13 protein-coding genes are annotated in these 12,400 nt (G+C 72.1%); 5 read left to right on the forward strand and 8 right to left on the reverse strand.

Annotation, left to right across the window (positions count from 1 at the left end; translation table 11 throughout):
- On the forward strand, positions 1–1,351 hold a 1,351-nt coding region (locus I4I78_RS22365; RefSeq protein ID WP_218613427.1), incomplete at its 5' end, for a TetR/AcrR family transcriptional regulator.
- Here I4I78_RS22365 and I4I78_RS22370 read toward each other — a convergent pair.
- From I4I78_RS22370 to I4I78_RS22400, 7 genes are read right to left on the reverse strand one after another with little or no spacing between them, the layout of a single operon-like run.
- Entirely contained in the window at positions 1,317–1,625 is a 309-nt protein-coding gene (locus tag I4I78_RS22370) for a hypothetical protein (RefSeq protein ID WP_218613428.1), read from the reverse strand. The genes I4I78_RS22365 and I4I78_RS22370 overlap by 35 nt on opposite strands.
- Positions 1,626–1,674: 49 nt before the next feature.
- A complete protein-coding gene (locus I4I78_RS22375; protein WP_218613429.1) occupies positions 1,675–2,598 on the reverse strand; it encodes an SDR family NAD(P)-dependent oxidoreductase in 924 nt (307 codons plus the stop codon).
- Positions 2,595–3,038: a Zn-ribbon domain-containing OB-fold protein gene (locus I4I78_RS22380; protein WP_218613430.1), complete on the reverse strand. Its 444-nt coding sequence runs from the start codon at positions 3,036–3,038 to the stop codon at positions 2,595–2,597. Before I4I78_RS22380 ends, I4I78_RS22375 begins: the two co-directional genes overlap by 4 nt.
- Before the next feature lie 8 nt (positions 3,039–3,046).
- Positions 3,047–3,862, reverse strand: coding sequence for an enoyl-CoA hydratase/isomerase family protein (locus I4I78_RS22385; RefSeq protein ID WP_218613431.1), 816 nt, complete (start codon positions 3,860–3,862; stop codon positions 3,047–3,049).
- A complete protein-coding gene (locus I4I78_RS22390; RefSeq protein WP_218613432.1) occupies positions 3,859–5,142 on the reverse strand; it encodes a cytochrome P450 in 1,284 nt (427 codons plus the stop codon). Before I4I78_RS22390 ends, I4I78_RS22385 begins: the two co-directional genes overlap by 4 nt.
- A gap of 12 nt (positions 5,143–5,154) precedes the next feature.
- The gene (locus tag I4I78_RS22395) at positions 5,155–6,276 is read right to left on the reverse strand and encodes an NDMA-dependent alcohol dehydrogenase (protein ID WP_218613433.1); all 1,122 of its coding nucleotides are present in this window, start codon (positions 6,274–6,276) and stop codon (positions 5,155–5,157) included.
- Between the two features lie 40 nt (positions 6,277–6,316).
- Positions 6,317–7,777, reverse strand: a complete 1,461-nt coding sequence (locus I4I78_RS22400) for an aldehyde dehydrogenase family protein (protein WP_218613434.1) — start codon at positions 7,775–7,777, stop codon at positions 6,317–6,319.
- A gap of 192 nt (positions 7,778–7,969) precedes the next feature.
- Between I4I78_RS22400 and I4I78_RS22405 the strand changes: the two genes are divergently transcribed.
- From I4I78_RS22405 to I4I78_RS22420, 4 genes are all read left to right on the forward strand, one after another.
- A complete protein-coding gene (locus tag I4I78_RS22405; protein WP_218613435.1) occupies positions 7,970–8,425 on the forward strand; it encodes a MaoC family dehydratase N-terminal domain-containing protein in 456 nt (151 codons plus the stop codon).
- Positions 8,422–8,838, forward strand: a complete 417-nt coding sequence (locus tag I4I78_RS22410; protein WP_218613436.1) for a MaoC/PaaZ C-terminal domain-containing protein — start codon at positions 8,422–8,424, stop codon at positions 8,836–8,838. Before I4I78_RS22405 ends, I4I78_RS22410 begins: the two co-directional genes overlap by 4 nt.
- A gap of 102 nt (positions 8,839–8,940) precedes the next feature.
- Positions 8,941–10,263: a TetR/AcrR family transcriptional regulator gene (locus I4I78_RS22415; protein WP_218613437.1), complete on the forward strand. Its 1,323-nt coding sequence runs from the start codon at positions 8,941–8,943 to the stop codon at positions 10,261–10,263.
- A gap of 150 nt (positions 10,264–10,413) precedes the next feature.
- A complete protein-coding gene (locus I4I78_RS22420; RefSeq protein ID WP_218613438.1) occupies positions 10,414–11,013 on the forward strand; it encodes a flavin reductase family protein in 600 nt (199 codons plus the stop codon).
- Positions 11,014–11,077: 64 nt separating this feature from the next.
- Here I4I78_RS22420 and I4I78_RS22425 read toward each other — a convergent pair whose 3' ends face one another.
- Positions 11,078–12,271: an acyl-CoA dehydrogenase family protein gene (locus I4I78_RS22425; RefSeq protein ID WP_218613439.1), complete on the reverse strand. Its 1,194-nt coding sequence runs from the start codon at positions 12,269–12,271 to the stop codon at positions 11,078–11,080.
- Positions 12,272–12,400: the final 129 nt, after the last annotated feature.

Consider the following 12,400-nt stretch of genomic DNA (forward strand, 5'->3'; position numbering starts at 1 on the left):
GTGGGGATCGCCCCGCCGGTCGAGCTACGGGCCGAACAGCCCGCAGGTCGGCAGCCGCGGCGCCAGGACGCGGGTACACATCCTGGACACTGCGCTCGACCGGTTCGCCGGCCAGGGCTACCAAGCGACGTCGGTCGAGGACATCGCCCGCGCGGCCGGAGTGTCCCGGGCCACCCTCTACCAGTACTTCGAGGGCAAGGAACAGGTCTTCGCCGAGCTCCTCGACGAGTGCGGCGCCGCCCTCATGCGGCTGATCCGGCGGCTCGGCCCGCTCGGCCCCACCGCCGCGGGTTTCGACAACCTGCACTGGTGGCTGGGGGAGTGGGCGTGGGTCTATGACCGCTACGCCTCGATGTTCGTCCAGTGGGACGTGATCGACCACGCGGGCCGGCCGTTCCGGCCGATGGTGGCGAGCTTCGTCGACGCCTACGCGGGGCGGATCGCGGACCGGCTGGCGGAGTCCGGGTTCGACGACCCGGACCGGCTCGAGCTCGGGCTGGCGCTGCTGCTGGTGGTGCACCGGGTGAATCTCTACCGACACACCGGGTTCAGCCCCGTGGAGGACCGTGCGGTGCTCGACGGGCTCGCCACCGTGGTGCAGCAGGTGCTGTTCCCGGCCACGCCGTCGGGGGTGCTGACCGGACTGGTCGGGGTGCCAGCTCCGGTGTCCCCACCCGGACCCGTGCGCTCGTACGACCCGGCTCCGCGCACCCGCCATCTCGGCCGGCGCGCCGCGGCGACGGTCGCCCGGCTGCAGGAGGCGGGCGGCGTCGCGTTCGCCGAGCTCGGTTACCGGCACGCGAACCTCGACGCGGTCGCCGCGCAGGCCGGGGTCGCGCGGGCGACGCTCTACAAGTACTTCCGCGACAAGGGTGCGCTGCTGGCGGTGCTGAGCGAGGAGGCCGCGGGTGGGGTCGTCGGGGCTGCCGCCCGGCTCGACGACCTGACCGGCTCGGGCCCGCCGGACCCCGCTGCCCTGCGCAGTTGGCTCGACGATTACGTGCACTTCCACACCCGCTACCAGGGCGCGTTCGCGGTCTGGTTCGACGACCCGGACGCTGCGCGCGAGATCCGGGTCGACGCGGCGGCCGCGTCGACGCACCTGTTCGCGGCGGCCTACCGGCTCACCGCGAGCGTGTCGCGGGACTACCCGTTCCCGTGCCACGTGGGGGCGATGGTGCTGCTGGCGCTGCTGCAGCGGGTCCCGTCCGGGATGGCCGAGCTGTTCCCGGAGCACCCGGCCGGCCGGGTCGCCGACGCGGTAGCGCTGTTCGTGGAGCGGGGCCTGCTCGACCGCGCGGGACCCGGGGCCGGGCTCAGTCCGAGGAGGGGAGCGGAGCCGCCGACTTGAGCTCGAGCGGCTCCTCACCGACCGAGAGCGACCCGGGCCCGGCCTTCGTGCAGAGCACCTCGACGCCCTGTCCGGGGTGCACGTAGCGCTTGCCGACCTGGACGCCGCCGTCGAACGGCGGGACCGGACCCGCGCTGCCGACCGGCTCGTCCTTGCCGACCATGGGGGCGCCCCCGCACCGGAGATCGGCGGGGCCGCCGGCACGGAGGACCACGACCTCGGTCGGGCAGACGGCGGAGCGCAGGCGCACGCCGGGGCTGAGGGTGAGGCTCATCGGAAAGCTCCTCGAATCTGACAAGTTTGTTCAGGTATGGTGGGCCGGCTCAGCTGCCGAGCCGCAAGCCCGGAGTCCGGGTCCTGAAGACGTCGGTGGCGAGTCGGGCGCCGAGCTTCTCCGCGTCCCAGCGGGTGCCGCCGTTGGAGATCGTCGCACCGCGGGACCAGCCCTGCATCAAGGTGATCTCCTCGCCGATCGCCCGCAGCACCTGCCCGCTGATGTGCCCGGCCTCGGGGCTGGCCAGCCAGGCCACGACCGGGCAGCACAGCGACGGGTCCTTCGGATCGAACTCGTCGTCGGGGCGCTCGTCGGGTTCGAGAGCCTTGCGATCGCCGCCGAGGGTGGCCGAGAGGCGGGTCACCCCTCCGGGGCTGATCGCGTTGACGGTCACGCCGATTCCGGCCAGCTCGAGGCTCAGGGTCTGGGTGAGCCCGACGATCGCGGCCTTGGCGGTGCCGTAGTTGGTCTGGCCGAAGTTGCCGAGCAGACCGGCGCCCGAGGTCGTGTTGACGATCCGGCCGTAGACGTTGCCGCCTCCGGCCTTCGCCTCGGCCCGCCACCGGGTCGCGACCGCGCGGCTGACCAGCCATGTCCCGCGCACGTGCACACGCATCACCAGGTCGAAGTCCGCCGGGCTCATGTTCCAGATCGCACGGTCGCGCACGATCCCGGCGTTGTTGACCACGATGTCGAGCCGGCCGAGCTCGTCGACGGCCCGCCCGACCATGTCCTCGACCTGCTGCTCGTCGCCGACGTCGCTGTAGTCCGCCACGGCCTTCCCGCCGCGCGCGCCGATCAGGTCGACGACGGCGTCGGCGTCGCGACCGGAGCCCTCACCGGACACCGAGGTCCCCAGGTCGTTCACCACGACCGTGGCGCCGTGCTTCGCCAGCTCCAGCGCGTGGCCCCGGCCGATGCCGTGGCCCGCGCCGGTGACGAGGGCGATCTTGCCTTCCAACAGGCCGGTCATGCGGTAGCTCCTTCGGGGGCGGCCGGCCGGAACACGGTCGCGGTCAGCTCGTCGGTCAGCGGGGCGGGGACGGCCAGCAGGGGCATGCCGATCCGCAGGTCCCCGGGTGGGCAGTCCACGACGTTCGTCATGACCCGAGGGCCCTCGGCCAGCTCGACGACGGCCGCGACGTAGGGCAGCCGCTCGGCGAACGGGACGAGGTCGTTCACGAACACGGTGGAGTGGGTGTAGAGCGTGGCCCGGCCGCTCGCCTCCTCGGGGGTGACGGCGCCGGACCAGCAGTGCGGGCAGAACGGGCGGGGGTAGTGGTGGGCCCGGCCGCACCCGGCGCACCGGGCGATCAGCAGCCGGCCCTCCCGGGCGGCGGCCCAGTAGACGTCGGTGTCCGCGTCCGGGGTGGGGATGTCGCTGCGCGGCTTGCTCGCCGGTGGGGTGGTCATGTGTCCTCTCAGTGTCCGCGGTAGTCGGGGTCGCGGCGCTCGACGAACGCACGCACGCCCTCGCCGGAGTCGTGGGCGTGCGACTGCAGTTCCTGCGCCATCGCCTCGGCGAGGTAGGCCCCCGCGCGGTCGGTGTCCGGGGACGCGTTGAGCAGTTTCTTGGTGAGGGCGATCGCGCTGGTCGGGGCCACCGCGAGGCGTTGCACGAATGCCTCGGCGGCCTCCGCCAGCTCCGCGGCTGGGACGACCCGGTTGACCAGACCGAGGGCCAGCGCATCGGCGGCGGGCAGCGCGTCGCCGAAGAACGCCAGCTCCTTCGCCTTCTGCATACCGATCCGCCGGGGGAGCAGGTAGGCGCCGCCGCCGTCCATCACCAGGCCACGACGGACGAACGCCTCGACGAAGGTCGCCTGCTCGCTCGCGACGACGAGGTCGGCGGCGAAGGCCAGGTGCGCCCCGATCCCGGCGGCCGGGCCCTGGACGATGGCCACCACCGGCTTGCCGCAGTCCAGCACGGACGCGACCAGGGTCTGCGCGCCGTCCATGATCTTCCGCATCGCGTCGCCGACACGCTTCTCCCCGCCCGACGCCCGGTTGCGGGCCAGCGCCTTCACATCGGCCCCGGAGCAGAAGTGCCTGCCCTCGGCGGCGAGGACGACCACCCGGACCTCGGGATCGCCGTCGGAGGCACGCAGCGCGTCGATCACTGTGTCGCGGTCCTCGGGCCGCAGCGCGTTGGCCGCCTCCGGCCGGTTCAGGGTGATCCGGCGGACGCCCGCCGCGTCGGTCACGAGGACGCCTGGGGCGGCCTCGGTCGTGGTCACGCCGTCACCTCCTGGGGAGTGAACTCGGCCCGCAGGTGCTTGACACCGTGCAGGAAGTTGGAGCGCAGGAACTGGGGCTCGCCGACCGCCCGGATGTCCGGTAGAAGCTCGAACAGCGTCCGGAAGGCCACCGACAGCTCCAGCCGCGCGAGGTTGGCGCCCAGGCAGTGGTGCGGGCCCGGCGCGCCGAAGGCGACGTGCGCCCCGTGGTCGCGGGTGACGTCGAACCGGGTCGGGTCGGGGAATCGGCTCTCGTCCTGGTTGGCCGAGCGGTACCAGAGCACCACCTTGTCGCCCTCGCGGAACTCCTGCTCGCCCAGCCGGACACCATCACGGGTCACGGTGCGCCGCATGTACAGGACCGGGGAGGCCCAGCGGACCACCTCGTCGACGGCGGCGATGGTGTGGGTATCCGGGTCGCCCTGCCACAGCGCCCGCTGCTCGGGGAACTGGGTCAGCGCGAGCAGGCCGTGGGACAGCGCGTTGCGAGTGGTCTCGTTGCCCGCCCCGACGAGCAGGATGAAAAACCGGGCCAGCTCCTCCGGGGTCAGCCGCTCGCCCTGGGCGGTGACGAGCGTGGTGATCAGGTCGTCCTTCGGCTCGGCGATCCGTTCCGCGGCCAGCTCGCGGAGCAGGTCGGACAGCGCCTCGCCCGCCTTCCAGACGGCGGTTGCGACGGCGCGCGGGGTCTGGTCCGGGACGTACTCCGGGTCGCTCGCACCGAGCACGATATTGGTCTGGTCGAAGATGAACTGTTCGTAGCGTTGCGGGATCCCCATCATCACGTTGACGATCCGCAGCGGGAGCAGGGCCGCGATGTCGGTGACGAAGTCGCACCCGCCGCGCGTCGCGACCGCCCCGATGATGTCTCGGGCAGACTGCTCGACGTCGGTGTGCAGCCGGTCCAGGGACTTCGTGGTGAACCCGCGCGAGACGATCCGGCGAAGCCGCTGGTGCTCGGGGTTGTCCATATCGATGATCGAGCCGCGGTACTCGCGCAGCGAGGCCGGCTGGTCGAAGATCGTGGTGCCCTGCCCGGAGCAGAAGTCGTCCGGCCTGCGGCTGACGTCCCACACGTCGTCGTAGGTGGTCAGGGCCCAGAACCCGCCGCCGCGCGGTGCCCCGCCGAGGTCCCGCTCGAGGACGTAGGGGCGCGGGTCCTCGGCGCGCAGTCGCGCGAAGAGCGCGTCCCGCTCCTCGACCGGGCGGGTCCACCAGGTCAGGTCGTCCAGGACGTCGCCGGGCCGCTCGGTCCCGGTGCTGATTTCCGTGCTGGTCACGGGTCCGCCCTCTCAGCCGGCCGCGGGGTACCGGAGGACCCCGCGCAGGAAGTTGCCGGTACGCATGTCGGCGTAGCCGTCGTTGATGTCCTCGAGTGCATAGGTGCGCGAGACGACGGCGTCGAGATCGACGAGTCCCGCGGACCAGAGCTCGAGCAGCTTGGGGATGTCGGCCCGCGGGTTCGCGGAGCCGTAGAGCGTGCCGACGATCTGCTTCTCGGACAGCGTCAGGTCCATGAAGTTCACCGCGACCTCGCGCTCCGCGGCGGGGTGGATGTTGGTGACGACGAGCCTGCCGCGCTTGGCGGTCATGGCGAGCGCCTTGCGGATGAGCTTCCCGTCGCCCCGGCCCATGGTGCAGATGAACTTGTCGACGCCGCGGTTCCAGGTGGCCTCGGTGACCACGCCGGGGGCCTCTTCCCAGCTCGTCGCGACGTGCGTGGCGCCCATGGCGAGCGCCTGGTCCTTCTTGGACGCCGCCGGGTCGAGCGCGACGATCACCCGCGCGCCGGCGAGCTTCGCGCCCTGGATGGCGGCCGCCCCGATGCCACCCACCCCGGCCACGACGACGGTGTCACCCGGCCGGACGTCGGCCGCGTAGACCGCCGAGCCCCAGCCGGTGACGAAGCCGCAGCCCAGCAGGCAGGCCCGATCCAGCGGGACTGCCGGGTCGACCCGGATGCAGCTCGCCTCGTGGACCACGGTGTGGTGGGCGAACGAGCCGACCAGGCAGGCCGTGGCGATGTCCTGGCCGCGGCCGTGGTGACGGGCCGTGCCGTCGGCGATCTGCCGGCCGGTGTAGAGCCGGGCGCCGAGGTCACAGAGGCTCTGGTGCCCCGTCGAGCACGACGGGCAGCGCCCGCACGAGGGCATGAATCCGAAGACGACGTGGTCGCCGGGCCGGACCGAGGTGACCTTGTCGCCCACCGTGGTCACGACGCCCGCGCCCTCGTGCCCGCCGATGCAGGGCAGGTGGAAGGGCATGTCGCCGGAGACGATGTGCTCGTCGGAGTGGCACATCCCGGAGGCGTGCAGCTCGACCTGCACCTCCTGCGGCCCGGGGGGGTCGAGCTCGATCGTCTCGACCGACCAGGGCGCCTCGCGCTCCCAGAGCACCGCTGCCAGCGTCTCCACGATCTGCTCCTTCAGGTAATTCCGGTATCGGTCGTCCGGCTCAGCGCGCGGCCGGGACGACGATCGACTGCTGTTCGACGAAGGCGGTGACGCCCTCGGGCCCGCACTCGCGGCCGGTGCCCGAGCGGCGCATGCCGCCGAAGGGGCTGCCGAGATCCATGGCGGCCGAGGAGTTGACGGCGACCGAGCCGGCGGCGAACCGGCCCGCGAGGAGCTCGGCACGGTCCGGATCGGCGCTCCAGACGCTCCCGGCGAGGCCGTAGTCCGTGGAGTTGGCGATCCGGACGGCCTCGTCCACGTCGGTGTAGGGCAGGACCACCGCGACCGGGCCGAAGATCTCCTCGCGGGCGACCGGGACGGCCGGGTCGACGTCGGTGAACAGCACGGGCGCGACGTAGTGGCCTGCCGGCAGGTCGGGGGCGCCGGCGCGGCCCGCGACGCGGGCACCGGCGGCCTCGGCGTCGGCCACGATCCTCTCGATCCGCTGCTTCGCCCGGTCGTCGATCACCGGGCCGATCTCGGTCTCCTCGTCGGCCGGGTCACCGACACGCAGCGCCGAGATCCGGGCCGCGAGCGCCTCGGTGATCTCCTTCGCGCGCGAGCGGGGGACCAGGAACCGGGTCTGGGCGATGCAGATCTGCCCGCTGTTCGCCATCGCCCCGTCGACGAGGTCGTCGACGACGCGGTCGGTGAGCTCGACGTCGTCGAGCAACAGGGCGGCCGACCGGCCGCCCAGCTCGAGGGTGCAGCGGCGCTGGTCGCGGGCACAGAGCTCGCCGATCCGGGTACCGACCGCCGTCGAGCCGGTGAAGCTGATCTTGTCGACGCCGGGATGCGAGACCAGGTGCTCACTCGCCTGCGCACCGGCGGGCAGCACGGTGAGCACCCCCTTCGGCAGGCCGGCCTCGGCGGCCACCTCGGCGAGGACGACGGCGGAGAGCGGGGCCAGCGGCGACGGTTTGAGGAGCACGGTGCAGCCGGCCAGCAGGGCTGGGGCGAGTTTCAGCACCGCGGTGAACAGCGGGGCGTTCCACGGCACGATCGCCCCGACCACGCCCACGGGCAGCCGGCGTACCCGGACCTCGCCGCCGACCAGCGCGGCGCGCGTCTCCACCCACGGGTAGGAGGCCGCGAGTGCGCGGTGCACGTGCAGCACGCCGAGCGCGGTGCCGACCTGCCCGCCGACCGCCCAACCGCGCGGCGAGCCGACCTCGTCGGAGATGAGGTCGGCGAGCTCGTCCGTGCGGTCGCGCAGCAGCGTGCCCATCCTGCCGAGGATCTCGGCGCGCTCCTGCGGGGTCGTCCGAGCCCACGGGCCGGAGGCCAGGGCGGTGCGGGCGGCGGCCACGGCGGCGTCGACATCGGCGGTGTCCGCCTCCGCGACGGTGCCCACGATCTGCCCGGTGGCGGGGGAACGGACCTCGATGGTCCGGCCCGACGCGGACGCGCGGGGTCGCCCGCCGATCAGCAGCTTCTCATGGATGCGCACGGTGGTCGTCACGCTGGCTGGTACTCCCCGCTCGAGGGCGCCGCGGCGTCGCGACGGCTGGACAGACTTATTCTGACAATGTGTCTACCATTTGGCAAGCAGCGAGTGGGCCCTGTGCGGCGTGGACCGCTCCCGATTTCTGACGTAGCGTGTCGCGCAGTCCGGCGGGCTGCCGTCGTGGCGGCCCGGGAGGAGGAGGATCCCATGAGTGCCCCCGTGAGCGCCCCGGTCGGGACGCGCGGCGAGGAGTTCGAGGTGGTGGTCGAGCGGGGAAAGATCGCAGAGTTCGCCGCCGCGATGCAGTCCGCCGATCCGGCGTACCGCGGCGCCCAGGCGGTCGTCCCGCCGACGTTCCTGGCCAGCTCCGCCCTCTGGCGCCCGGAGTCGGCCCGGGTCGCGGTCGGGTTCGACCGCAGACGGCTGCTGCACGGTGAGCAGGAGTACGTGTTCCGTGGCCCGCCGCCCCGCGCGGGGCAGACGCTCACGGCTGTTGAGCGGGTCGACGAGCGCTATGCGAAGCCCGGCAAGAGGGGCGGTGAGATGCGTTTCTGCGTGGTGGTCACCGAGTTCCGGGACGAGGCGGGCACCCTGGTCGCCGAGGCCAGGGCCACCTACATCGAGCGAGCGGCCCGGCCGGCCGCCACGGACGAGGCATCATGAGCGCGCCGGCGACCGCGGTCGAGGTCGGCGCCCGGGCTCCGGCCCGGGACTACGGCCCGATGACCCCGCAGATGTTCGTCCGCTACTCCGGCGCCTCCGGGGACCTCAACCCGATGCATTACGACGACGCGATGGCGCGCTCGGCCGGCTATCCCTCGGTGTTCTCCCAGGGGATGCACGTGGCGGCGCTGCTGGCCGGATACGCGGTGGACTGGCTCGGTGCCGATGCGGTGCGCCGGTTCGGGGTGCGCTTTCGCGAGCAGGTCTACCCCGGCGACGTGCTGAGCTGCTCAGGCGAGGTCGTCGAGGCCGAGCCGCGCCCCGACGGGGTGTTGCTCACCGTGTCGTTGGCGGCCAGCGTCGGGGAGCGCACTGCCGTCACGGCGATCGCGGACTTCCTGCTGCCGGGGTGACGCGGTAACCACTGCCGCGGTGCGGCGGTGATCGCCACGACCGGGGGTCGTCGGCGCCACGCCGTCCGCCCGGCGTCGGCCCCGGGGTGAGGTGGGCCTATCATGGACACGATGTCAGAGAGCGGCGAGATCCTGCGACGCGACGGCTACTGGCCCGCGAGCCCGGTCGTCGGTCGTCGTGGCGCCCGCACCCGGCAGCGGATCGTCGTCGAGACCCTGAAGCTCTTCGAGACCCAGGGGTTCCACAGCACCTCAGTCGACGCGATCGCGAAGGCTGCAGGCACCTCACGCGCCACGCTCTACCAGTACTTCGAGAGCAAGGACCAGATCTTCGTCGAGCTGCTCGACGAGTGCGGTGCCGCGCTGATGCGCGTCGTGCGCAGGCTGGGTGCACTCGGACCCACCCCGGAGGGCTTCGACAACCTGCACTGGTGGCTCGGCGAATGGGCATGGGTCTACGACAAGTACGCCACGATGTTCGTGCAGTGGGCCAGCATCGACACCCCGGACGCCGCCGTCCGCCCACTGGTCATGGGCTTCGTCCGCTCCTACAACTCGCGGATCACCCGGCGGCTCGCGCAGAGCGGCGTCGAGGGGATGGCCCTGGACGCGGCGTCGCTCGCGCTGACCGGGCTCGTGCACCGCTTCAACTATTTCCGGCACCGGGGCAACGTTCCGCTCCCCGGCGTCGACGAGTGCATCGACGGGCTCGCCGTGGTGATGCAGCTGATGCTGTTCCCGGACACCCCGCCGCAGGCGTTCGACCAGCTCGGGCCGGTCGAGACCACGCCTCTGCACCGGGTGCCGGAGTCGGTGACGATCGAGATCGACCGCCCCCGGCCGAGCGCCCGCGCCGCCACGACCGTCGACGCGATCATGGCCACCGGAGCGCGACTGTTCGCCGAGCGCGGATACCACGGCACCGGGGTCGACGAGCTGGTCGCCGAGGCGGGGTTCGCCAGGGCGACCTTCTACAAGTACTTCGACGACAAGCTCGACCTGCTCCGCAGGCTGTCCGCGGAGTGTCAGGTCGTCGCGGTCGGGCTCGCGGGCCGGCTCGCCGCGCTCGATGCGACGCCAGGGCAGCTGCGGACGTGGCTGACCGACTTCGTCCCGTTCCACCGCCGCTACCTCGGGGTCTTCCGGGCCTGGGTCGACGGCGCGCTGACCGACCCGGGCCTCGTCGCGGCCGCGGAGGGCGGCAATGCCGCCATGCACGCCGCCGCCATGCGGGTGCTCGCACAGCTGGAGCGGCCGTACCCGCTGGATCTCGACGTTGCGGCGGGGGTGTTCCTTGCGGTGCTCGATCGGCTCCCCGAGGCGATCCAGGAGTCCGCGCCCGACATCTCGGACTCGGAGATCGTGGACCTGATGGTCGAGGTCCTGGAGCGGGGCCTGCTCGTCGGAGAGCCCCGCACGCTGTAGACGCGCCGTCAGAAATGTGAGCTCGACTCCGTCTCGAGGCGTTGACCGGGGCTTCAGATCGTGAACATAATGTCAGAAGCGGGTCGATGCTGTCGGTCGCCCCGACCCTCGTGGGGCTGCTCGCCCCGGTCAGCGTTGTCTGGAGTGGACATGCCAGTCGATCTCGATGCCGCGAACTATGCGCTCTCCGGCCTCCGGCCGTTCCCGGTGGCGGTGACCACCATCGAAGGCGGGGTGGCGAACGGACTGATGTCGCTGTCGGCGGGCGCCGCCAGCATCGTCCCGGAGGCGCCGCGCGCCACCATTAGCCTCACCAAGTACAACAAGACGCACGACATGGTGCTGAGCTCCGGCGTCTTCGTGATGCACCTGCTCGCCGCCGCGCCGGAAGAGGCGCTGGAGGAGTCCCTGGAAATCCTCATGGGCCTGGGCGGCAGCTCGGGGCGCGACGGGGACAAGCTCACCGCGTTCCGGACCAAACCGGGGGTCACCGGGGCCCCGATCCTGCTGGGCGCCCACAGCTACGTCGAGGCCCGCGTGGTGAGGTCCCTGGACATGGACGAGAGCACGCTGTTCGTGGGCGACGTTGTCGCCGCCGAGCGTTTCAGCCAGGACGAGCGGCTGCGGGTCGGTGAGGCCTGGAAGCGGCTGCCGAAGGAGTGGATCGAGCAGTACGACGCGAACCACGCCCCGCAGCTGGCCAGCGCCCGTCGATACCGCGGCCTGCCCGAGGATGGTCCCGCCCACTAGTAGCTCCGAGGTCACCGCGAGGGGAAGGACCGTGACGTCCTTCCCCTCGCGGTGACACAAGCGCCTACCGGAGCAGGCGTCGCGCGATGACCATCCGCTGGACTTCCGAGGCGCCCTCGCCGAGCAGCTTCACCCGCAGGTCGCGGAACCAGCGCTCCAGCGGCATCTCCTGCGACAGCCCCATCGCACCGAACAGCTGCACGCAGCGGTCGACGACACGGAACGCCGTCTCGGTGCCGAACACCTTGCAGACCGACGCGTCGACCTTGACGTCCTTGCCGAGGTCGGCATTCCACGCGGCCTGATACATCAGCAAGCGGGCGGCCCGCAACTCGATCTCGCTGTCGGCCACCATGAACTGCACCGCCTGCTTGTCGGCGAGAGCCTCGCCGAAGACCTGGCGCCGCTTCACCCAGTCCACGGCCAGGCCCAGCGCGTACTGGGCGATCCCGATCGGGCCCGCGGCATAGACGATCCGGCCGTGCACGAGGAACTCGCTCGCGAGCCGGAACCCGGCGCCCTCGTCGCCGATCCGGTTGGCGGCGGGCACCCGTACGCCGTCGAAGTGCAGCTCGTAGGGGGAGAAGGAGTTCATGACCCCGATCGGCGTCATCGTGAGCCCCGGGGTGTCCTGCTCGACGATGAAGCAGCTGATCCCGTCCCGGGCCCCCGCCTCGCCGGTCCGGGCGTAGACCACACCCCAGTCGGCGTTCCCGGCGTGCGAGGTCCACAGCTTCGTCCCGGTCAGTACGTACTCGTCACCGTCGCGCACCGCGCGGCAGCGGATCGCCCCCGCCGGGTCGGAGCCCCCGGTCGCCTCGCTGATCGCGGTGTACGCCTTGGACATCCGACCCTCGATGATCGGCCGCGCGAACCGGTCGAACTGCTCGGTCGACGCCTTGTACATCACGTTCGGAGGGTTCCCGCCGAACGCGCCGCCGGCGGGGAAGAACGCCCCCATCCGACATTTCGCCGCTTCCTCGCCGATCACCACCTGGCCGAGCACGGACAGGCCCGCGCCTCCGAACTCCCGTGGGGTGGCCAGCGCCCACAGGCCCATCTTCCGCGCCTTGTGCTGCAGCTCGCCGAGCTGCGGCTGCGGCACACCGGCGGTGTCGTGCGGGAGGGTGTCCTCCAGCGGGTGCACCTCGGTCTCGACGAACTCGCGGACCGTCTCGCGCAGCAGCACGAACTCCTCGGGGAGCTCCCAGGCGCCGGTTGGGAGGACGTCCTCGAGGTCGAGCTCGGTCCCGGTCATGTGCCGATGGCCGCTGAGACCTCGTCGCGCAGTGTGCGGCGCAACAGCTTCCCGGTCTCCGAGTAGGGGAGTTCGGTCCGCAGGTCGATGTGTTCGGGGGTGCGCGTGGAGCGCAGCCGCTCGCGGACG

Origin of the sequence: Pseudonocardia sp. KRD291 (assembly GCF_019263595.1) — a bacterium.
Lineage (GTDB): Bacteria > Actinomycetota > Actinomycetes > Mycobacteriales > Pseudonocardiaceae > Pseudonocardia.

Coding starts and splice junctions, on each gene's coding strand:
- I4I78_RS22370 (WP_218613428.1), bottom strand. CDS start 1,625: ATGAGCCTCACCCTCAGCCCCGGCGTGCGCCTGCGCTCCGCCGTCTGC.
- I4I78_RS22375 (WP_218613429.1), bottom strand. CDS start 2,598: ATGACCGGCCTGTTGGAAGGCAAGATCGCCCTCGTCACCGGCGCGGGC.
- I4I78_RS22380 (WP_218613430.1), bottom strand. CDS start 3,038: ATGACCACCCCACCGGCGAGCAAGCCGCGCAGCGACATCCCCACCCCG.
- I4I78_RS22405 (WP_218613435.1), top strand. CDS start 7,970: ATGAGTGCCCCCGTGAGCGCCCCGGTCGGGACGCGCGGCGAGGAGTTC.
- I4I78_RS22410 (WP_218613436.1), top strand. CDS start 8,422: ATGAGCGCGCCGGCGACCGCGGTCGAGGTCGGCGCCCGGGCTCCGGCC.
- I4I78_RS22415 (WP_218613437.1), top strand. CDS start 8,941: ATGGACACGATGTCAGAGAGCGGCGAGATCCTGCGACGCGACGGCTAC.
- I4I78_RS22420 (WP_218613438.1), top strand. CDS start 10,414: ATGCCAGTCGATCTCGATGCCGCGAACTATGCGCTCTCCGGCCTCCGG.
- I4I78_RS22425 (WP_218613439.1), bottom strand. CDS start 12,271: ATGACCGGGACCGAGCTCGACCTCGAGGACGTCCTCCCAACCGGCGCC.